The 18895-nt window shown below is 74.6% G+C and carries 20 protein-coding genes; 16 read left to right on the forward strand and 4 right to left on the reverse strand.

The window, feature by feature from the left end:
* The first annotated feature begins 80 nt into the window (after positions 1 to 80).
* Entirely contained in the window at positions 81 to 1106 is a 1026-nt protein-coding gene (locus MOV08_RS36150; protein WP_275310417.1) for a DUF5954 family protein, read from the forward strand.
* Here the strand turns inward: MOV08_RS36150 and MOV08_RS36155 are convergent.
* Together MOV08_RS36155 and MOV08_RS36160 are read right to left on the reverse strand one after the other, a co-directional pair.
* Positions 1094 to 1678: an AAA family ATPase gene (locus MOV08_RS36155; RefSeq protein WP_275310418.1), complete on the reverse strand. Its 585-nt coding sequence runs from the start codon at positions 1676 to 1678 to the stop codon at positions 1094 to 1096. The two genes, MOV08_RS36150 and MOV08_RS36155, sit on opposite strands and share 13 nt — an antisense overlap.
* A gap of 134 nt (positions 1679 to 1812) precedes the next feature.
* Positions 1813 to 2316: a GNAT family N-acetyltransferase gene (locus tag MOV08_RS36160; RefSeq protein ID WP_275310419.1), complete on the reverse strand. Its 504-nt coding sequence runs from the start codon at positions 2314 to 2316 to the stop codon at positions 1813 to 1815.
* Positions 2317 to 2487: 171 nt separating this feature from the next.
* Here MOV08_RS36160 and MOV08_RS36165 point away from each other — a divergent pair, with 171 nt between their 5' ends.
* From MOV08_RS36165 to MOV08_RS36205, 9 genes are all read left to right on the forward strand, one after another.
* Entirely contained in the window at positions 2488 to 3744 is a 1257-nt protein-coding gene (locus tag MOV08_RS36165) for an SLC13 family permease (protein ID WP_275312005.1), read from the forward strand.
* A 17-nt stretch (positions 3745 to 3761) separates the two neighbouring features.
* Entirely contained in the window at positions 3762 to 4283 is a 522-nt protein-coding gene (locus MOV08_RS36170) for a universal stress protein (protein WP_039638503.1), read from the forward strand.
* 128 nt (positions 4284 to 4411) lie between these two features.
* On the forward strand, positions 4412 to 5341 hold the full coding sequence (locus tag MOV08_RS36175; protein ID WP_275310420.1) for a histidine kinase dimerization/phosphoacceptor domain-containing protein: 930 nt from the start codon (positions 4412 to 4414) through the stop codon (positions 5339 to 5341).
* The gene (locus MOV08_RS36180) at positions 5302 to 5646 is read left to right on the forward strand and encodes an ATP-binding protein (RefSeq protein ID WP_275310421.1); all 345 of its coding nucleotides are present in this window, start codon (positions 5302 to 5304) and stop codon (positions 5644 to 5646) included. The genes MOV08_RS36175 and MOV08_RS36180 overlap by 40 nt, the downstream gene beginning before the upstream one ends.
* Before the next feature lie 59 nt (positions 5647 to 5705).
* Positions 5706 to 6353 carry a response regulator gene (locus MOV08_RS36185; RefSeq protein ID WP_205369485.1) on the forward strand — a complete coding sequence of 216 codons (648 nt, stop codon included), beginning with the start codon at positions 5706 to 5708 and terminating at the stop codon, positions 6351 to 6353.
* A gap of 124 nt (positions 6354 to 6477) precedes the next feature.
* On the forward strand, positions 6478 to 7494 hold the full coding sequence (locus tag MOV08_RS36190; protein ID WP_275310422.1) for a DUF418 domain-containing protein: 1017 nt from the start codon (positions 6478 to 6480) through the stop codon (positions 7492 to 7494).
* 244 nt (positions 7495 to 7738) lie between these two features.
* Entirely contained in the window at positions 7739 to 8455 is a 717-nt protein-coding gene (locus MOV08_RS36195; RefSeq protein ID WP_420834315.1) for an HNH endonuclease family protein, read from the forward strand.
* Positions 8452 to 8745 (forward strand): hypothetical protein, encoded by a 294-nt coding sequence (locus MOV08_RS36200; protein ID WP_039638506.1) that lies wholly within the window; start codon positions 8452 to 8454, stop codon positions 8743 to 8745. The genes MOV08_RS36195 and MOV08_RS36200 overlap by 4 nt, the downstream gene beginning before the upstream one ends.
* Before the next feature lie 161 nt (positions 8746 to 8906).
* Positions 8907 to 9767: a S1 family peptidase gene (locus MOV08_RS36205; RefSeq protein ID WP_275310424.1), complete on the forward strand. Its 861-nt coding sequence runs from the start codon at positions 8907 to 8909 to the stop codon at positions 9765 to 9767.
* 269 nt (positions 9768 to 10036) lie between these two features.
* Here MOV08_RS36205 and MOV08_RS36210 read toward each other — a convergent pair whose 3' ends face one another.
* Positions 10037 to 10468 (reverse strand): protein-tyrosine phosphatase family protein, encoded by a 432-nt coding sequence (locus tag MOV08_RS36210; protein ID WP_275310425.1) that lies wholly within the window; start codon positions 10466 to 10468, stop codon positions 10037 to 10039.
* 429 nt (positions 10469 to 10897) lie between these two features.
* Here MOV08_RS36210 and MOV08_RS36215 point away from each other — a divergent pair, with 429 nt between their 5' ends.
* From MOV08_RS36215 to MOV08_RS36235, 5 genes are all read left to right on the forward strand, one after another.
* Positions 10898 to 11077 (forward strand): hypothetical protein, encoded by a 180-nt coding sequence (locus MOV08_RS36215; RefSeq protein WP_039638509.1) that lies wholly within the window; start codon positions 10898 to 10900, stop codon positions 11075 to 11077.
* A 245-nt stretch (positions 11078 to 11322) separates the two neighbouring features.
* On the forward strand, positions 11323 to 12549 hold the full coding sequence (locus MOV08_RS36220; RefSeq protein ID WP_275310426.1) for a helix-turn-helix domain-containing protein: 1227 nt from the start codon (positions 11323 to 11325) through the stop codon (positions 12547 to 12549).
* Positions 12546 to 13097, forward strand: coding sequence for an RNA polymerase sigma factor (locus tag MOV08_RS36225; RefSeq protein WP_275310427.1), 552 nt, complete (start codon positions 12546 to 12548; stop codon positions 13095 to 13097). Before MOV08_RS36220 ends, MOV08_RS36225 begins: the two co-directional genes overlap by 4 nt.
* A gap of 332 nt (positions 13098 to 13429) precedes the next feature.
* Entirely contained in the window at positions 13430 to 15892 is a 2463-nt protein-coding gene (locus MOV08_RS36230; RefSeq protein WP_275310428.1) for an ATP-binding cassette domain-containing protein, read from the forward strand.
* A gap of 233 nt (positions 15893 to 16125) precedes the next feature.
* Positions 16126 to 16302 carry a hypothetical protein gene (locus tag MOV08_RS36235; protein WP_203232621.1) on the forward strand — a complete coding sequence of 59 codons (177 nt, stop codon included), beginning with the start codon at positions 16126 to 16128 and terminating at the stop codon, positions 16300 to 16302.
* 50 nt (positions 16303 to 16352) lie between these two features.
* Here MOV08_RS36235 and MOV08_RS36240 read toward each other — a convergent pair whose 3' ends face one another.
* Positions 16353 to 17342, reverse strand: a complete 990-nt coding sequence (locus MOV08_RS36240) for an ArsR/SmtB family transcription factor (RefSeq protein WP_275310429.1) — start codon at positions 17340 to 17342, stop codon at positions 16353 to 16355.
* 205 nt (positions 17343 to 17547) lie between these two features.
* Between MOV08_RS36240 and MOV08_RS36245 the strand changes: the two genes are divergently transcribed.
* Entirely contained in the window at positions 17548 to 18831 is a 1284-nt protein-coding gene (locus MOV08_RS36245; protein ID WP_275310430.1) for an alpha/beta hydrolase family protein, read from the forward strand.
* Positions 18832 to 18895: the final 64 nt, after the last annotated feature.

Here is an 18895-nt window from a genome sequence, read left to right on the forward strand (position 1 = left end):
TCCCCCACATTCACCCACGGGAGTGGGCCACATCCACGGTTCCGGCCAAAATCGGCGCGGCCAGCGACCACAATGCGCTCATGACCGATGACTGGAAGCGACAGATCGACCGGCTCCACGCGGAGTTGGTGCGGCGCGACGATCCGGCCGAGTGGGTCGTGGAGGCCGACGCCGTGGACGCGTCCCGCCGCTACCCGGACCTCGCCTTCCGCGGCCCGGTCTTCGGTCTCGCCGTCCTCGACCCCGTGGACGCCGAACGCGCCCCCGAATGGCGCCTGTTGAAACCGGTGACCGACGCCACGCCGCAGGACGCCCGGGACACCCTCAACTCCCATCTCTGGTTCAAGGCCAAGGACGACACCGACGATCCCGCGGTGCGGCGCGAACTGCTGTCCGCCGTCGCGCGGTTGGAACGCGAACCGATCGACGACCTGAAGGTCTGCGGCGCCCGCTACCGCATCGTCCGCGGCGACGAGTTCGCCCGCACCGGCCGGAGCGGCCTGGAGCCGCCCCGGCCCACCGACCCCGAGCCGGCCGACCGCGCCTGGGGCGGCCGGAGCGACACCCCCTCGCCGGACCGGGACTTCGCCCTCGTCCCCGGCCGGGAGACCAGCCCCATGGTCGTCGCCATGAAGGTGGCGCTCCAGGGCTACGTCTACTCCGGGGCGCGCTTCCCCGCCGCCGTCCGCGAGGAGTCCGAGCGGGCCCGCACGGCCTACCCGGAGGTCGTCCTGCTGCCCGTCGGCTTCGGCGTCGCCGAACGCCGCCGCGGGTGCTGGCAGCCGCGGGGAGCGCTGATGCCGACCCCGCACGAGGCGCGCCGGCTGCTCGTCGACGCGATGATCGAATTCTGGCCGCAGCTCTACGAGTTCAGCGCCGCCGAACGCCAGCGGTACGTCGAGGCCGCCGAGGAGTTCAAGGCCGCCGGCCGCGCCAACGAGGTGCGGGTGGACGACAAGAGGTTCCAGATCTGCCGCATCGAGCGGATGGTCAGGATCGGCCCCGACGGCCCGGAACCGCCCCGCCGGTCGGACGTGGACGACTACGGTCCGACGAAGATCCACCCGACCATGGACGAGGACGGCACCCTGCACTACGACAGTTGACCACCGGTGAGCACGGCCCGGTGCCGGGCCTCGGCCGCGATGCCCGCGGCGGTCTCCTCGGGCGTCTGCCCGGTGCTGTCCAACCACCACCCCACGCCGCCCAGTTCGTCGTGCATCGCGCGGTGGAAGGGGGCGATGTCGTAGTCGACGCGTTCCCGGGCGGGGCGCGCGGCGTTGCGCTGCCGGCATACCTCCGGCGGCGGGGCCAGCACCACGAACATCACCGGGCGGGGCGCGAGCAACCCGACCAGGAGGTCCAGGAGTTCGCGGTCGGCGATGGCGTACTCGATGATCGGGAAGATACCGTGCTCGGCGAAGTTGTCGGCCAACGCGCACATGTTGCGGGCGCACAGCAGCAGTTGCCGCCGCGACTCGTCGGCGGGCCGGCCGAGGAATCCGACCCGCCCCTGGACGACCATGTACGACAGGAAGTCCCCGTTGATGTGCGCCGCCCGCTCGAAGTGCCCGGCCACCAGCGGCGACACCGTCGACTTCCCGGCCCCCGGCATCCCCGAGACGATCAGACACCCGGACGCCGGCGGCCCGGCCGCCCACCCGCGCTGTGTGGTCATCCGCCGCTCCCTCTCCGCCGGCTGCCGTCGGCCCGGCATCGGGGGATCATCGCAGCGTCCACCGCCGCCGCGCACGCCAATTTCCCCCGCGCGACGGGATGTTCGGGCGGCCGTCCCCCCCCGGGCCGCGGCGGTCAGTCGGTGGCCCGAGGCTCCCACGCCCGGCGGTACACCTGGCGCGAACCGCCCTCCGGCCCCGGCGGAGCGGGCTCGGCGGGGACGAAGCCCAGCGACGCGTAGAAGCGGCGCGCCCCGCTGGCCTCGGCCCCGGGATGGTCGCTCCCGAAGGTGACGACCTCGATGCTCGCCGGAACCGGCACGAACCGCCGTACCGCGTCCGCCATCAGGGCACGGCCCACGCCCCGCCCCCGCGCCTGTGCCGCGACGACGAGCCAATGGACGTGATGGCACGGCGGCTCCGGGGAACCCGAGGCGTCGGCCCCGAACAGCAGGCCGCCGAGCAGGGCCGGCCCGCCGGAGGAGGGGACGGCGACGAGTGCGGCGGAGCGGTGGACGTGCTGCTCGACGGCGCGGTGGAAGCCCGGCTCCTCGACCATCGGCCCGAACCACTGCTCCACCTGCGCGGCCAGACCGAGGAAGCCGGGCAGGTCCCGTTCCGTGGCGAGTCGGATCATCATCGGGCGAGTCTCGCACGGGGGCGGGGCCACGGTCGGTGCACCTCGGTGGCGGCCGGGGCCACGTCGGGCGGGTGCGGCGGGTGACCGGCCGGGGCCCGGAGCCGGGAAGTTACCGTGGGCTCCCCCCTTCCCCGAGGCGTCGCCGCCTCGCCCGTCCGCGAGGAGCCGATCCTGAACACGCCGTTGGCCGAAGCACTGTCCGTCGGGCTGCTCGTGGTCGTCCTGGTCTGCGCGGTGGTACGGCCCCGGGGCTGGCCGGAGGCGGTGGTCGCGGTCCCGGCGGCCGGCGTGGTGATCGCGACCGGGGCGGTCCCGCTGGAGCACGTGCGGGCCGAGGCCGAGCGGCTGGGACCGGTCATCGGGTTCCTGGCCGCGGTGCTGGTGCTCGCCCGGCTCTGCGACGACGAGGGGCTGTTCCGGGCCTGCGGCGCCTGGATGGCGCGCAGCGCGCGGGGCCGTCCGCGCCGGCTGCTGGCACAGGTCTTCCTGGCCGCGTCGGTGGTCACCGCGGTACTGAGCCTGGACGCCACCGTGGTGCTGCTCACCCCGGTGGTGTTCGCCACCGCCGCGCGCCTGGGCGCCCGCCCCAAGCCGCACGTCTACGCCTGCACCCACCTGTCCAACACCGCCTCCCTGCTGCTGCCCGTCTCCAACCTCACCAACCTGCTGGCGTTCGCGGCCAGCGGGCTGACCTTCACCCGGTTCGCCGCGCTGATGGCGCTGCCCTGGCTGGCCGCCATCGCCGTCGAGTACGTGGTGCTGCGACGGTTCTTCGCCACCGACCTGGACGCCGGAGCACTCGCCCCGGCCCCCGTCGAACCACCGCAACTGCCGCTGTTCGCCCTGGTCACCGTGGCCGGCACACTGGCCGGATTCGTGCTCGCCTCCGCCGTCGGCATCGCCCCGGTCTGGGCCGCGCTGGCCGGTGCGCTGGTGCTCTCGACCCGCGCCCTGGTCCGGCGCCGCACCACCCCCGCCGCGATCGTCCGCTCCGCCGCCCTGCCGTTCCTCGCCTTCGTGCTGGCGCTGGGCATCGTCGTCCGCGCGGTGGTCGACAACGGGCTGGCCGCCGGCCTCGCCCACCTGGTCCCGCACAGCGGCACCCTGCCCGCCCTGCTGGGCCTCGCCGCGCTCGCCGCCGCCCTGGCCAACGTCATCAACAACCTGCCCGCCACCCTCGTACTGGTGCCGCTCACCGCCCCCGCCGGGCCCGGCGCGGTGCTCGCCGTCCTGCTCGGCGTCAACATCGGCCCCAACCTCACCTACGCCGGCTCGCTGGCCACCCTGCTGTGGCGGCGCATCGTCCGGGAACACGACGCGGAGGTGGCACTGGGCGAATTCACCCTGCTCGGGCTGCTCGTGGTCCCCGCCGCGCTGGTGCTCTCCGTGGTAGCACTGTGGCTGTCGCTGCACGTCCTCGGAAGCTGAGCACGGAGGCCGACCGCGTGACCGTCATCGTCTGGATCGTCGAGGGCACCTGGCCCGCCTGTGTGGACGCCGCCCGCCGCCACGCCCCCGAGGGCGCCGAGATCGTCCTGCTGCACGTCACCGGCCCCGACGTCCCGGCCGCCGCCCACGGTGCCTACGCCGGACTGCTCGGCCGCGGCCACAGCCGGGGGCACGGCCCTGGCGAAGGCTGGGGGAGCGACCCCGGCACCCGCCTGGAAGACCTGGCCGCCACCTCCGCCGACGCGCTCCTGCGCACCGCCGCCGCCCGCCTGGCCCGCCCCTGCGCCCGCCAGGAGCGCCCCGGCCGCCCCGAACGCGCGGTGGTCGCCGCCGCCGACGGCGCCGACCTGCTGATCCTCGCCCGCGACGGCGACCGCCGGCACCTCGGCCCGCACAGCCTCTCGCCCGCCAGCCGCTTCGTGGTCGACCACGCCCCCTGCCCGGTCCTGCTGGTCTGGCCCGAACCGGCCCCCGACATCGGCACGATGCCGCCCCCACCACCCCACGACCCGGCCTGAGGGACCCGCGGTGCGGCCGGGGCGCCGGTCGTGTTCCCGTAGGAGGACCCGGTGTCGCACTCGATGACGGGCGCGGGTCGGCCGTTCGGCCGACCCGCCGCGGGCGGGCGCTTCCGTAGCCTGCCGGAGTGGAACCGCACGCACCCCTCCCGCGCCGCGCCCGATGGACGGCCACCGGCGCGCTGTACCTGCTCCTCGTCCTGCTCTGGCTCGCCGACTGGGAGAGCCTGCAACCGCTGACCGGATACCCGCACACCGCGGCGGACTTCGTCGCGCTCGCCGCCGCACCGCTCTTCGCGGCGCTGCTGCTGGCGCCCCACCGGTGGCTGTCCGTACGGCGCCGTGCCGCGATCGCGGCGGCCGCCTCCTGGGCGGTGACCCTCGCACTGGTCGCGCTGCCCGTCCGCAGCGCCGCCGGGACCTGGGGCCTGCCGGAGACCGCGGCGCTGCTCGGCCTGCTGCTGGGCACCGCCCGCCGGGCCGCCCCCGCACGAGCCGCCGTCGTGCTGTGCGTCGCGCTCGGCACCGCCGTCGTCGCGGCCCCGCTGCGCCTGCGGCACTACGGCGACCTCGTCAACTACGCCTTCGTCCTCACCCTCGCCGTCGGCGCGGCGCTCGGCCTGGGCTGTTACCTCCGCGCCCTGGACGCCCGCCGGGCCCGCGCCGTCGCCGCGGTCCGGCAGGGCGAACGCCTCGAACTCGCCCGCGACCTCCACGACTTCGTCGCCCACCACGTGACCGGCATCGTGGTCCAGGCCCAGGCCGCCCGGACGATCCGCGAGACCGCCCCCGAACGGGTCGACGCCATGCTGCTCGGCATCGAGCGGGCGGGCCTGGAGACGCTGGACTCGATGCGCCGCCTGGTACGCGTCCTCCGCGAGGAGGAGGGCCGCGGGGTGCGCCCGGCGAGCTGTACGCCGCGCTCGCCGAACTGGCCGCCGACTTCGCCCGGCGCGGCGGCCCGGACGTCACGGTCCGGATCGACGCCGCCGCCCGCCGCGCCCGCCTCGCGCCCGAGGTGGAGACCTCCGTCCAACGCGCGGTCCAGGAGGCCCTGACCAATGTGCGGCGGCACGCGCCCGCGGCGGCCACCGTCACCGTCCGCGCCGCCCTCCGCGGCGGGCAGCTGACCGTCGAGGTGCACAACGGCCCGGCGGCCGAGCGCACCGCCGCCCCGGCAGGTGGTCGCGGCGGCTTCGGACTGGTCGGCCTGCGGGAACGCGCCGAGGCGGTCGGCGGCGCGCTCACCGCCGGGCCCACCCCCGAGGGCGGCTGGCAGCTGACCGCGTCGTTCCCCGTGCTGGACCCGGGACCCGGCGCGGGACCGGATACCGAAGGCGGCATGGCACGATCGGACCCGTGAGCCCTTCCCCGCCGTCCACACCCGCGCCGGAACCCGCGCACCGGGTCCCCGCGACCCGGGTGCTGATCGCCGACGACCAGGACATGGTCCGCACCGGCTTCCGGCTGATCCTCGACGCCCAACCGGACATCGAGGTGATCGCCGAGGTCCCCGACGGCGCGGCATGCGTGGAGGCCGCCCGCCGGCTGCGCCCCGACGTCTGCCTGGTGGACATCCGGATGCCCGAACTGGACGGCCTGGACGTCACCCGGATCCTCGCCGGACCGGACGCCACCGATCCACTCCGGGTCGTCGTGGTGACCACCTTCGACCAGGACGACTACGTCTACGGCGCCCTCCAGGGCGGTGCCTGCGGCTTCCTCCTCAAGGACGCCGGGCCCGGGCTGCTGGTGGAGGCCGTCCGGGCCGCGGCCCGCGGCGATGCGCTGGTCTCCCCGTCGGTGACGGTGCGGCTGCTCGAACGGCTCGGACCGCACCCCGGCCCGGCCGCCGACGGACGCCCCGCGAGCCCGCTCACGGACCGGGAGACGGACGTGGCCAGGCTGGTGGCCCGGGGCCGTACGAACCAGGAGATCTGCCAGGAGCTCTATGTCTCCCTCGGCACCGTGAAGACCCACCTCGGGAGCATCCAGACCAAGCTGGGCGTCCGCAACCGCGTGGAGATCGCCGCCTGGGCCTGGGAGACCGGCACGGTCCGCTCCCGCTGACCGGCGCCCGGCCCCCTCCGCGGGTGGCGCCGGGCGCGGCATCGGCCGTTCGGCCGAGGGCCTGCGCACGATTCCGGCCGAACGGCAGAGGCCCGGGGCACCCCCGCCGGCCGACGGTGGAACCATGCAGCCGACCACCGCCACCGCACCGCCCGCACCGGCCCGGCCCCCGGGCCCCGCCGCCCGCCGCATCCGCGCCCTCGACGCGCTCCGCGGATTCGCGCTCTGCGGCATTCTCCTGGTGAACATCCCGCAGATCACCGCCATGGCCTTCGGACCGCGCCCCGGCGAGCTCCACCCCGTCCGCGCGTTCCTCGACCTCGCCGTCCAGGAGCGCTTCTTCCCGATCTTCTCCTTCCTCTTCGGCATCAGCTTCGCGCTCTTCCTCGACGGTGCCGCGCGCCGCTCGGACCGGCCGCGGCTGCTCCTCGTACGGCGTCTGATCGCGCTCGGCCTCCTGGGGGCGGCGCACCAACTGCTGCACCCCGGCGAGGCGCTGACTCCCTACGCGATCTTCGGGCTGCTCGTGCTGCTGCCCGCCACCTGGCTGCCCACCCCGCTCGTCCTGGCCGCCGGCGGCGGCCTCACCCTGGCCTCCGTGACGCTCGCCTCGGGCGGCCTCGTCACCATCCCCGGCCTGTTCCTGCTCGGCCTCGCGGTGGCCCGTCTGGGCGTGCCGCGCGCCCTGGAGCAGCGCACCGGTACGCTCGCCGCGGTGCTGGCGGTGGCCGCGCCCGCCGCGGCGGCGGCGCTGTGGTGGCAGTACGCCACCGACCCCGCCGATGCCCATGCCACCCGGATCGCCGCCGCGGCCGGGCTGCTGGCCGCCGTCGCCTACGCCGTCACCCTGCTCCTGCTGTTGCGCAGCCCGCTGGGCACGGCCCTGTCCGCCGTCCTCGAACCGCTCGGCCGCATGGCGCTCACCAACTACCTGACCGCCACCCTCCTGGTCGTCGCGGCCGCCCCGCTCCTCGACCTGCGGCACTCCCTCCACTGGGGCACCGCCATGGTCCTGGCCCTGGTGATCCTCACCCTCCAGACGCTCTTCAGCCGCTGGTGGCTGGCCCGCTTCCGATACGGCCCGGCGGAGTGGTGCCTGCGCACGGTCACGTGGTGGGAACGGGTACCCAACCGCCGCTGAAGGGCGATGCGTTGGCGGAAACGGTGCCGGGCGGGTGCCGACATGATGGCGTCGGCACCCGCCCGCCGGGAATCCCCTTCGCCGGATCCGATTCCCGATCCGATTCCACCCCGTATTTCCTTCGAATCGCACAGCGCCTTATACTCACTCGTTTACTCAACGGAATGCCGGGAACCCGAATTTACCCACCAAGGAGTGAATTTCGGGATGCCGAACCGTTTCGCCTGGTGATGCTCTCCGGGTGTTGACCAACGCATGGTGGCGCCGCGTCGCCACCACAACAGCCCTGATCGTCGCCGTAGTTCTGCCGAGCGCGTCGACGACCGCGACAGCCGCCCCGGATCCGCGGACCACCCTCGCCCCCGCGTCGCGGCCCGCGGGGACCGGATTCGACGCCGTTCCGCTGAAACTCCCCGATCCGCCGCCGGTGGGCGAGGTGCGCACCGAACTCGCCGGACTGCACGTCGCGAAGCCGCATTCGATGGAGGGCTACAGCCGCGCGAAATTCCCGCACTGGATCAACCAGTACGGGAAATGCGACACCCGAGAGGTCGTCCTCGCCCGGGACGGCGAGGACGTCAAGCAGGACGAGGAGTGCCGGGCCATTTCGGGGACGTGGTTCAGCGAATACGACGCGGAGGTCTTCCACAACGCCCGCCAGCTCGACATCGACCACGTCGTCCCGCTGGCCAACGCCTGGCGTTCCGGTGCCGACACATGGACCACCCCCGAGCGCCGGAAGTTCGCCAACGACCTCGTCCACTCCCAGCTGATCGCGGTGTCGGCCCGCTCCAACAGGTCGAAGGGCGACCAGTCCCCGGACCAGTGGGCCCCGCCCCGGCACGCCTACTGGTGCACCTACGCCCGCGCCTGGACCGACGTCAAACACGTCTACCACCTCAACGTCACCGAACCGGAGAAGGCCAAACTCACCGAGATGCTGGACACCTGCGCACCGTGACCACCTCCGATCCCGACGCACTCACCGACCGGGTCACCGCCGGTCCCGGTGGCGCGATGACGGTTCAGGTCGGCGTCATCACCGGCGACCTGACCGTCACCACCACCGACCGGGGCGACGGCACGGCCCAGGTCGTCATCCACTACACCGGAGCCGAGGACCGCTACGACCTCGAAGGGGGCCCGGTCCGGATCCCACCCGGCGGCGTGGACGTGCTCCACCGGGCCGTGCTCGAAGCGGTACGCGCCGGTGGTGCCGCCCAGATGCCGGGGACCGCCCCACGCCCCTGACGCTCCCCGTGACATGCACCGCACTCGTAACTTCCGATGTTCATGCGTCAGTTGTTGCTGCAGTGGTGTCAAATGACTCAAGTGGCCAGTGTGGTCACTTGAGTCTGCATGTTTGAACGGGGAGTTCATACGTGGAACGTCGACACATATCCATATCTGCCATGAAGCGGACGGGACTTGCGGCGGCCTCGCTCGCCGCGACCGTCCTCGCCGGGGCACTGGCTGCTACGGGGACGGCGGCCGCCGCGCCCGCCGACAACGCGCCGAAGATCATCGGCGGCGGATCGGCACCGGCCTACTCCTTCATGGCCTCGATCCAGGGAGGAGGGGCGGAGGACCCGACCCGCCACCGCTGCGGCGGCGGCCTCGTCGGCGGCGACTGGGTGATCACCGCCGCGCACTGCGTGACCCTGCCGGGCAAGGACGGCAAGCCCTTCGAGATCAAGCCGGTATCGCAGTTCCAGCTGCGCATCGGCTCCAACGACCGCACCACCGGCGGCACCCTCACCGGTGTCGACCGCATCGAGGTCCACCCCGACTACATCGCGTCGGACGACCGCAGCTCCGGATCCGACCTGGCGCTGATGCACCTGAAGACGAAGGTGGCGCAGCGACCCGTCGCACTGGCGGGTACGGCGACCGCGGCCGGCACCCCGGTCCGGGAGATCGGCTGGGGCTACGACGACCCGGCGAGCGCCGGCGACTACAGCAAGCTGCCGAAGCTGCTCAAGCAACTCGACACCAGGACCATCCCGGGCGACACGCCCAAGTGCGTCAAGGACCCGGCGAACGGGAGCGACGCCTGGGGCATCCGCGCCGGCGATGTGTGCGCCGACAACCCCGAGAACACCCTCGGTCCCTGCAACGGCGACTCCGGTTCCCCGCTGCTGCGGTGGGCCGCCGGCCGCTGGGAGATCGTCGGCGTCGACAGCCGCGGGGTCGGTTCGACCTGCGGTACGACGCCGGACATCTACACCGAGATCCACGCCTTCAGGAAGTGGGTGAACGGCGTCCGGGGCTGACCCGGCCCGAAGGGACGCGGTGACCAGCGGGGGTTCGGCCGAACGGCCGGGCCCCCGCGCCCCGTTCGGCCCCGGAGCGGCGCGGCGTCGGCACGCGCGTCGCCCGATCCTCAGGGATACCACCGACCACTGACAGCGGCCCCCACTTCGCACCCGCGAACCACGCCGGTCATCCGAGGGACACGTCCCTCGCCGGAGCGCCGGAGCGCACTCCTCGACGTACGGACGGCGGAAGTGGCTTGCGGAGGGCAGGAGTTCGGCGTCCGGCGCTATGCCGTGAAGCGGCGGACGTACCGCTTCTGCCAGGGGGTTTCCACGGCGTGCCGGTCGTAGTTCCGGCGGACGAACTCCACCGCCTCGTCGGCCGGGACGCCGTCGAGTACGGCGAGGCAGGCCAGCGCCGTACCGGTCCGACCGCGCCCGCCGCCGCAGGCGAACTCGACGCGTTCCCCCGCAGCCCGCTGCCACGCGTCGCGGAGCACGTGCTGTGCCTGCGCGCGATGGCGCGGCAGTCGGAAGTCCGGCCAGAGCAACCACCGTGCCTCCCAGGGGACTTCGGGCGGCCGCTTGCCGAGGAGGTGGACGGCGTAGGAGGGCGTCGGGCCGGCGGGGAGCGGGTGGCGCAGGCCGCGTCCGCGGACCAGGCGACCGGAGGGCAGGCGCAGGACTCCGGGGTCGGTGGTCTGCCAGGTCTCGATCACCCGTTCACCCTACGTCGCCGGGAGGCGCGTCGAGGGGGAAACCGCGGGAGCAGAGCGAACGACCCTTCCGCGGCGCGACATCCGAACAGGCGTTGCGATGGGATTCGGATTCGCAACTGGAAAGACAACGGCAACCGCAATCGTGCCAATAACCGACTGTAGCGTTGGTGGATGGGTTCTGTGACGATGTACCGTCCCGGGAACACGAGGTGGCCCTGGCAAGGCTCGGAACCGGCGCCAGGGCCACTCATTCGCATCCCGCTCGATCGAGGAGGACAGATGCCCCCTGACCGAACGCCTCGCTGGCGCCCGAGGGCAGCTCAGTTGAGGCGCTACGAAGCTAACATCCCTCGCGGGGGCCCGGTTGAAACCGGGGGCCGGCGTGACTTCCCGGTCAACGACCGGGCGGGCACCCGGTCCGCGGCCCGGTTGGGCATCCGGTGCGACGTCCAACTCACCGCACCGTTCGGTGCGTTCCTCGCGATTCCGTATCTGGGGAACGTCCTGGTGCAGGGTGCCGACACCCGTTGGGCGTCCGCCGTGGCGCTGACCGGACTGATCGCCGTCTGCCGTTCCCGTCTCCGCCACCAGCGCCGACGCGCCGGCTGACCCGGAGCGGCGCGCAGCCGCCCGGTCCTGGTGAGACGCGCTCGGACGGTGGTCCGAGACCTGGGCCCGCCGTGGCGCCGGAGGTCCTTCCGGTGTCACGGCGGGCCGGCCGGCACGGTGCCGGGGTCGCGACGCGGCGCCCGACGGCCCGCGGGGCGCGACTCCGGTGCCCGCCGGCAAACCGCAAATCGCCCATTTCTGCGGCGAGTTCACGGTGGCACATCCCCCCAGAAGGATTACAGCTGATGACTCCTAAGGATCCTGGATCGGTCCCCTGCGCGAGGGCCGGCTGCCCCAACACGGTGGAGAGCGGATCCGGCCCGGGGCGGCGTCGGAAGTACTGCGGCGACGCCTGCGGCCGGGCCGCCCGCAAGATCCGCAGCTCGCGGCGGACACCGGAGGCCAGGTCGCACGACGAGGACGCCCTCCAGGTCGCCAACGACATGGCCTGCCGGATCGCGGTGCTGCGGACCCAGATACGCGACGGCGACGCCCTCGCCGGGCTCCGGCAGGTCGTCGAGCTCACCAGCGACCTCGACCACGTCACCGCCGCCGTGGTGCAACAGGCCCGCGACCGCGGCCACAAGGGGCCGGCGATCGCCGAGGCCCTGCGCATCACCGTGGACAAGGTCGGCCGGTCGTACACGGCGGAGCGCATCGTCCGGAAGATGACCAAGCGCCGCGAGCGGCGTGCGGCCACCCTCGCCGCGATCCCGGCGGCGCTGCCGGCCGGCCGGGCCGAGCCGCCGCCCTGCCAGGCCCGCCCGGAGCCGCCGTCCGCCGCCCGCGCGGACGGCGAGCGCCGTCGGGCCGGCGCCGTCCGCACCGTCCCGCAGCGCGGCGCGTACCCGGAGGGCGAGGGCGGCGGCGAAGGCGGGGGAAGAGGCGATGACGGGGGTGCGGGCGGCGGCACGGTCGGGCCGGGCGGCGGACCGCCGGGCCAGGACTCCCGCACCGCGCTCGCCTCGGCGCTGTCCCACCTCCAGCGGGCCAGCGACAAGACCCTCCGGGTCCTGGCCGACGAGGCGCGGGTGAGCGCCTCGTACATCTCGCGGATCCTCTCCGGCGAGCGCAGCCCCTCCTGGAAGGTCACCCGCCGGCTGGTGCACGCCTGCGGTGGCGACCCGGAGACCGTCCGCCCGCTGTGGGACGCGGCGCACGGACGGCGCCCGGCGCGCGCCGGGAGCCTGCACGCGGCGCTGCGCGGGCTCTATCTCTCCGCGGCCTGCCCGGATCCCACCCAGATCTGCCTCTCCAGCGGGCACGCCCTGAACGAGCGGGAGGTCGCCGGCCTGCTGCACGGTTCGCTCGTCCCGGACTGGGAGACCGTCGGCACGGTCGTCGGCGTCCTGCACGGCCGCCCGGACGACATCCGCCCGCTCTGGGACCACGCCCGGCTCACCCAACTCGCCCGCCGCACCTGCGGGTTGGTGTCCGAACGCCGTACACCGCGCGCCGAGGCGTTCGGATGACGCCGCTGCCCTCCCGTGCGCCGGCCCCGGCGGGCCGGCGGTCCGCGGCCCCCGCCGCCCCGCCGGCGGTCACCCTGCCGCCCGCCTTCGAAGCCTTCTACGCCCTGCACTGCGGGCGCTACCTCGACTACGCCCTGGCCCACGCGGCGGAACCGGCCGCCTCCCGGATCCTGGGCGAGGCCATGGGTGAAGTCGCCATCCGCTGGGCCGACATCGTCCGCCGGCCCAACCCGGCCGCCTGCGCCTGGACCCTGGTGAGCACCCGCATACGGCAGCGCGGCGGGGGCCCGGACCCCACCCTGGAGGAGGGCGCGTTACGTCACCGTGCGCAGCCGGCGCTCCGCCATCCCGCCCTGGAATACGACGCGTTCGTCCTGCACGAGGTGCTCGGCTACTCGGTGGAGGACGCCGCGGAGGCGATGGGGGAGGAGGCCAGCCGGGTTCGCTACGCCCTGACGACGGGGTGCCGTCGAGCGCGGTCGGGGGCGGTGCGGCGCCCGCCCGGGAGCCGTGCGCCGAGCCCGGCTCGCAATACCCCGCAGGAGTGACCCGAGCTGTTCGAGTGGTCGTCGGCGCCCGGACGTCAGATCTCCCACGGCTTCCCGCGGGCGGGGGAACGTGTGTGCAACGTCTGCCCCCGGATTACCCGTTACGGGGTCCGCGGCGGGCCGTTCTGTAGGGCACCTGTGCCCATCGACCGCCTCGGAGAGAGCGGGGCGGGCCGGCGCCCGTGTCCGGGCGCGGTCCGGTTCCGTTCGAATTCCTCTCCGGTGGCCTGTCCGGGCGCGGCGCGCAGTTGACACCGCGGGAGCCGGGACGGCGCGCCCTGCGGGCCCGGCCGCGAGCACCAGCCGATGACCGTGGAAGGGGAACAAGAGCGATGCGCAGAACGCGAGTTGGGGGATACGGCCGGGTACGGAAGGAGAAACCCGCGGCGGTGGCCGGCGGGGTGACGAGCGGGGAGGAGCTCCAGTACGTCGACCGGACCGGCAGCCGGGAGCGGGCCGTGCGGCAGATCCGCCTGGTGGACATGGCGCGCCGACTGCCGCAACTGGTGCGGCGGTCGGTCACCCTGGCCTGGCGCACCGACCGCGCGGCGGCCCTGGGACTGCTGGTCTGCCAGGCGGCCTCGGGGGCGTTGCAGGCGCTCGGACTGCTGGCGGTCAGCGGGACGATCACGGCGCTGCTGACCGGCGGGGACATCTACGGCCGGCTGCTCGGGGCCTGGCCGTCGGTGGTCCTGCTGGCGGTCGCCGCCGGGGTGCGGGCGGCGCTCGGCATCGTGGTGGTCTGGCTGTCGTCCAGGCTGGGGCCGCAGATGTCCCGGGAGGCCGAACTCCGGCTGCTCCAGGCGGTGACCGAGGTCGAGCTGACGGCCTATGACGCGCCCGGCTTCACCCACCGCAAGGAGGCCGCCGACCGCGGCGCCGAGATCGCCCAGGACCTGGTGGGGGAGGGGCAGGACCTGATCGCCTCGCTCGCCTCGCTGGCGGCCGGCGCGGGTGTGCTGACGACGCTGCACCCGGCGCTGTTGCCGCTGTTGGCGCTGGCCAGTCTGCCCCAGGCGGTGGCCCAGGTGGGTGCGGCCCGGGTGCGGTACCTGGCCAAGCTGCGGGCCGGCGGCGACTACCGGCTGCTGTCGATCCTGCGCTGGCACGTCTGCGACCGGTACGCCGCCGACCAGGTACGGGCTGGCACCATGGCCGACTTCCTGATCGGGCGCTACCGCCAGATCACCGAACGGATCAACCGCGCCGACCGGCGCGCGGCCGACACCGGGGCACGGATGTCCGCGGCGGGCGCGGTCTGCGGCGGGCTGGCCTCCACGGCGGTCTGGGCGGCGGTGGTGTGGCTGCTGGCCACCGGCGGGATGACCGTCGGGCACGCCGGTACCGCGGTGTTCGCGCTGCAGGCGGTCGGCACGGCGCTGCGCGGCCTGGTCGCCGGGGGCGCCCGCATCATGCGCACCGGGCTCTACATGGACGACTGGTCGGAGTTCCTGGTGGAGGCCGGCGGCTTCCGGATGCGCCGCGGCGACGTCGTGCCCGCCGCCCCGCAGGAGATCCGCGTCCAGGACCTCGTCTTCCGCTACGAGGAGGCGGCCCAGGACGCGCTGCGCGGTGTCTCGTTCACCCTGCGGCGCGGCGAGGTCATCGCCCTGGTCGGCTACAACGGCAGCGGCAAGACCACCCTGGCCAAGCTGCTGAGCGGGCTGTACCTGCCGACCACCGGATCGGTCACCTGGGACGGCGTGCCCACCGGCGACCTCGACCCGCAGGCGATGTGGGCGCAGGTCGCCCTGGTGCCCCAGGACTACGCCCGTTGGCCGCTCACCGCCCGGGAGAACATCACCCTGGGCCGGCCCACCGAGGGCGGCGACGCCGACGTCCGCGACGCCTGTGCGCGGTCCGGTGCCGACGAGGTGATCGCCGAACTCCGGGCCGGGCTCGACACGGTGCTGGCCCGCGACTGGCTCGGCGGACAGGAGCTGTCCGGCGGGCAGTGGCAGCGGATCGCCCTCACCCGGGCGTTCCACCGCCGGGCCGGACTGCTCGTCCTGGACGAGCCGACCTCCGCGCTGGACCCGCTCGGCGAGCACCGCATCTTCGCCGGTCTGCGGGAGAGCGCGGCGACCCGTGCGGTGGTCCTGATCACCCACCGGCTCACCAACGTGGCGGTGGCCGACCGCATCCTGGTCCTGGACAAGGGCCGGGTCGTCCAGCACGGCACCTTCCCCGAACTGGTCGCCGAACCAGGGCTGTTCCGGGACCTGTGGGCCTACCAGCACACCCGGGAGACACACCGAAACGGGGCGGGCGGGCCGATCGTCACGGAGGCCGTCCCGCTGGCTCCGGCTGTCCCGCTGGCTCCGGTCGATCCGGCGGACGCCCCGGCCCCGGCCGACCGGCTCGTCGTCACCGGCACCGCGGCACTGCTGGTCAACGACCGGGGCCAGTACCTCCTCCACCTCCGGGACGCCCACAAGGAGATCCACGACCCCGGCACCTGGTCACTGCCGGGCGGCGCCCCCGAGCCGGGCGAGACCGCACACGAGGCGATCGCCCGAGAGCTGTGCGAGGAGGCCGGGTTGGCGGTGCCCGACCTGGCGCCGTTCGTGCTGCTGCGCCGCTCGGGACCGGACGGCGTCCTGCGCGGGCACATCCAGGTCTTCCTCGGGCACTGGAACGGTGACGCGGCCGCGCTGCCGCTCACCGAAGGGGTGATGCTGCACTGGTTCGACGCCGGGACGCTGCCCCGGCTGACGATGTGCGACTGGGCGGCGGAGGCCGTCCGCCGACACCAGGACGAGCTGTGCGGGGCCGTCGAGGGCGCCCGCGGCTGAGGGAACGGGCCCGGACCGCCGCGCCGGCGGTCCGGGCCCGGTTCGGTACGGGCGTCCCGGATGTCGTTTGCCTGATCGCGAACGCGAAGCGCGCAGGGCTGACTTTCGGTCAAGTATGGCCAAGGGGTCGTCGGACCCTTCCCCCTCGGCCCACGTTCCGTAATAGGTTTCCTACCCACCGCAGTCGGCGGGAGTGGCCCGCCGCCGGGATCTGTCCGTCCACGGAGGAAGCGATGCCGCAGGGAACCATCGTCCTGTTCAACAAGAGCGACTGTGTGGGCATCATCGCCGACGAGCACGGCGAGCGGCTCCCGTTCTCGGGGATGGAGACGCAGACCACCGACGTCGGCCAGCAGGTCGTCTTCGATGTGCACGGCGCGAAGGCCACCAATGTGACGGCCCTGCGCTGACGGGCCGGTGGCCGCGGACGACGTCGCCCCCGGGCCGTCCGCGGCCACTGCTACACCGGCGGCGGGCCCGCCGGCCGGCCGCGCTGGACGAGCAGGGTTCCCAGCGGCGTCCGGCGGTGCAGCACCGCCCGGCCGGCCCGCTCCGTGGTGATCAGGCCGGCGCCCCGCAGCGCCGCGGTGTGGGCCGAGACCGTGGCGTTGCTGACGCACAGCCGGCGGGCGAGCGCCCCGGTGGTGTGCTCCTCCGCCAGGACCAGCAGGAGGTCCAGACGGGTCCGGCCCAGCACCGCGGCCAGCGCCTCGTCGGCGCCGCCGGCCGGGGACGGCGGCAGGGGAAGCCCCGGCCCGGCCGGATAGGTCACATACAGCGGGTGGCCGGGCAGCTCCGCGAGGAGCGGCGGGCCGGTCCGGTGGAAGGTGGGGACGAGGACCACCCCGCGGCCCCGCAGCTCGATCTCGCGGTGCGCGGCGGTGGACGTGAACTCCCAGACGTCGTGGTGCAGTCGGGCATCCGGGGTGAGAGTGCTCAGCGTCGCGCCGAGCCCGTGCTCGGCGACGGTCAGGGCGTGACGGGTGAACTCCGCGTGGTGCAGGTCCTGGATCAGTGGCCAGACGGGACGCAGGACCGCGTCGAAGGCGGCACCTCGGGCCCGGCTGAGCAGCCGCCAGGCGTCGGCGTCACCCCGGTGCAGGCCATGGACCCAGCGCGGGGCCGGCGTCCGCTGCCCGGCGTAGACCCGCTCGATCTCGGCACGGACCACCTCGGGCCCGGTGGCCCGGACGGACTCCAACCCCTCCGCGAGGTCGTCGCCGAACTGGTCGAGGAAGCGCGGGGCCCGCAGACCGGGGACCAGGTCCCCGAAGGGCTCGGCGGCCGGCGGCAGGGCGCGCAGCGTCCGCTGCCGCCAGCGCCCGAAGAGCGGCGCGGCGTCGCGACGGCACATCGTGCCGAGCGCCACGTTGAGTTCCTGGAGCGGGGCCGGTCGGGGCGCGAAGCGGACCCGGGCGAAGTCCGCGGCCGTGAAGTGGATCCGGATCATCGCGCCCCCTGCCGCCCGACGCCCCGCCGCCGGTGACGCCACCCTTTCGGCCAGACCCTAAACGATCGCCGCTCTGCGGCCCCGGCGCCAGGATGCCGGTGACGGCCGGGCTCCCGCAGCGCCACGGGGCGACAAGTGCGGTGCGGCCGGGCCGAGTTGGCGACGGGGGCCGGAGGGGCCCCGGCGGAGAGGAGTGCGGGGAGCGATGTCGGTACGGAGGGGCGAGGAGCGCGCGGATGCCGGTGGGGGAGGGGTGGCGCGGCGGACCGTCACCAGGTCGGCGGTGATGCTGGCGGCCGGGGCGCTGCTCGGAGGCGGTGCCGTGGGTACCGCCCGGGCAGGGCAGTCGGAGCGGGAGCGGACCCGGGCGTGGGTGACGCCCCGTTTGCCGGCGCCGAGCGGGCCGCACCCGATCGGCGCCACCACGCTCTATCTGGTCGATCCGGACCGGTCCGACCCCTGGGAGCCCGGAATCGGGGTGCGGGAGCTGATGCTCACCGTCGTCTACCCCGCCCGGGCCGTGCCCGGCCGCCCGGTGGCCCGGCAGATGACCGAGGCCGCCGCGGCGCTCTTCGCGCAGATCGACGTCACCGTGCACCACCTGCCGACGAGTGGCGTGAACTGGGCGGCTACCACGACGCACGCGCACCTCGATGCGCCCGCGCGGGAGGTACCGGGGCCGGTGATCCTCTACTCCCCGGGCGGTGGCGACCCGCGCACCCTGGGCACCGGCCTGGCGGAGGAACTCGCCAGCCACGGCGCGGTGGTCGTCGCCCTCGACCACCCCGGCGACGCCAGCGAGGTGGACTTCCCGGTGACGCGGCCGGGGCGCCCGGAGCGGGTCCGGACGACCGTGCTCCGAGCCGACCCCCGCAGCGACCCCGGCCTGTTCCGCACGATGATCGGAACCCGGATCGCCGACATCCGGTTCGTCCTCGGGCAGTTGGCGGTGCTGGCCGCCGGCGGCAACCCGGACGCGGCGGGGCGGGCGCTGCCGCCGGGCCTCGGCCGGGCACTGGACCTGGGGCGGACGGGCGTCTACGGCCACTCGGCGGGCGGCACCGCCGCGGCCCAGGCGCTGTTCGAGGACCCGCGGATCCGCGCCGCGGTCGACCTGGAGGGCTATCTGGACCACCCGGGCCCGGCTCCCGGTCGGCCGGGGGAGCTGTTCCCGGTCGCCCGATACGGAGTGGACCGGCCGCTGCTGCTGCTCGGCAGCGCGGGCTTCCCGCACCGGGGAGAGCTGGCACGCTCCTGGTCCGCGGTGCGGGCGCGCTCGGGCGGCCGGGTCCACCGGGCGGAGATCGCCGGGGGCGCGCACTGGGTGTTCACCGACTACGCGGCCCTCGCCCCGCAGTTGCAGGCCGCCGGGTTGATGGCCGCCGAAGGCCGTCGCGCACTGGTGGGCCCGATCGGCCCGGCGGAATCCGTGCCGCTGGTGCGCGGGTGGGTGCGGTCCTTCTTCGCCCGGCAGTTGCCGCGGCGGTGACGGCGGTGACGGCCGCGCGACCGGTGGGAGGTCACGGGGGTGCCGCCCACCGGCCGCGGCCACG

The sequence above is a fragment of the Streptomyces yunnanensis genome (assembly GCF_029011865.1).
Lineage (GTDB): Bacteria > Actinomycetota > Actinomycetes > Streptomycetales > Streptomycetaceae > Streptomyces > Streptomyces yunnanensis.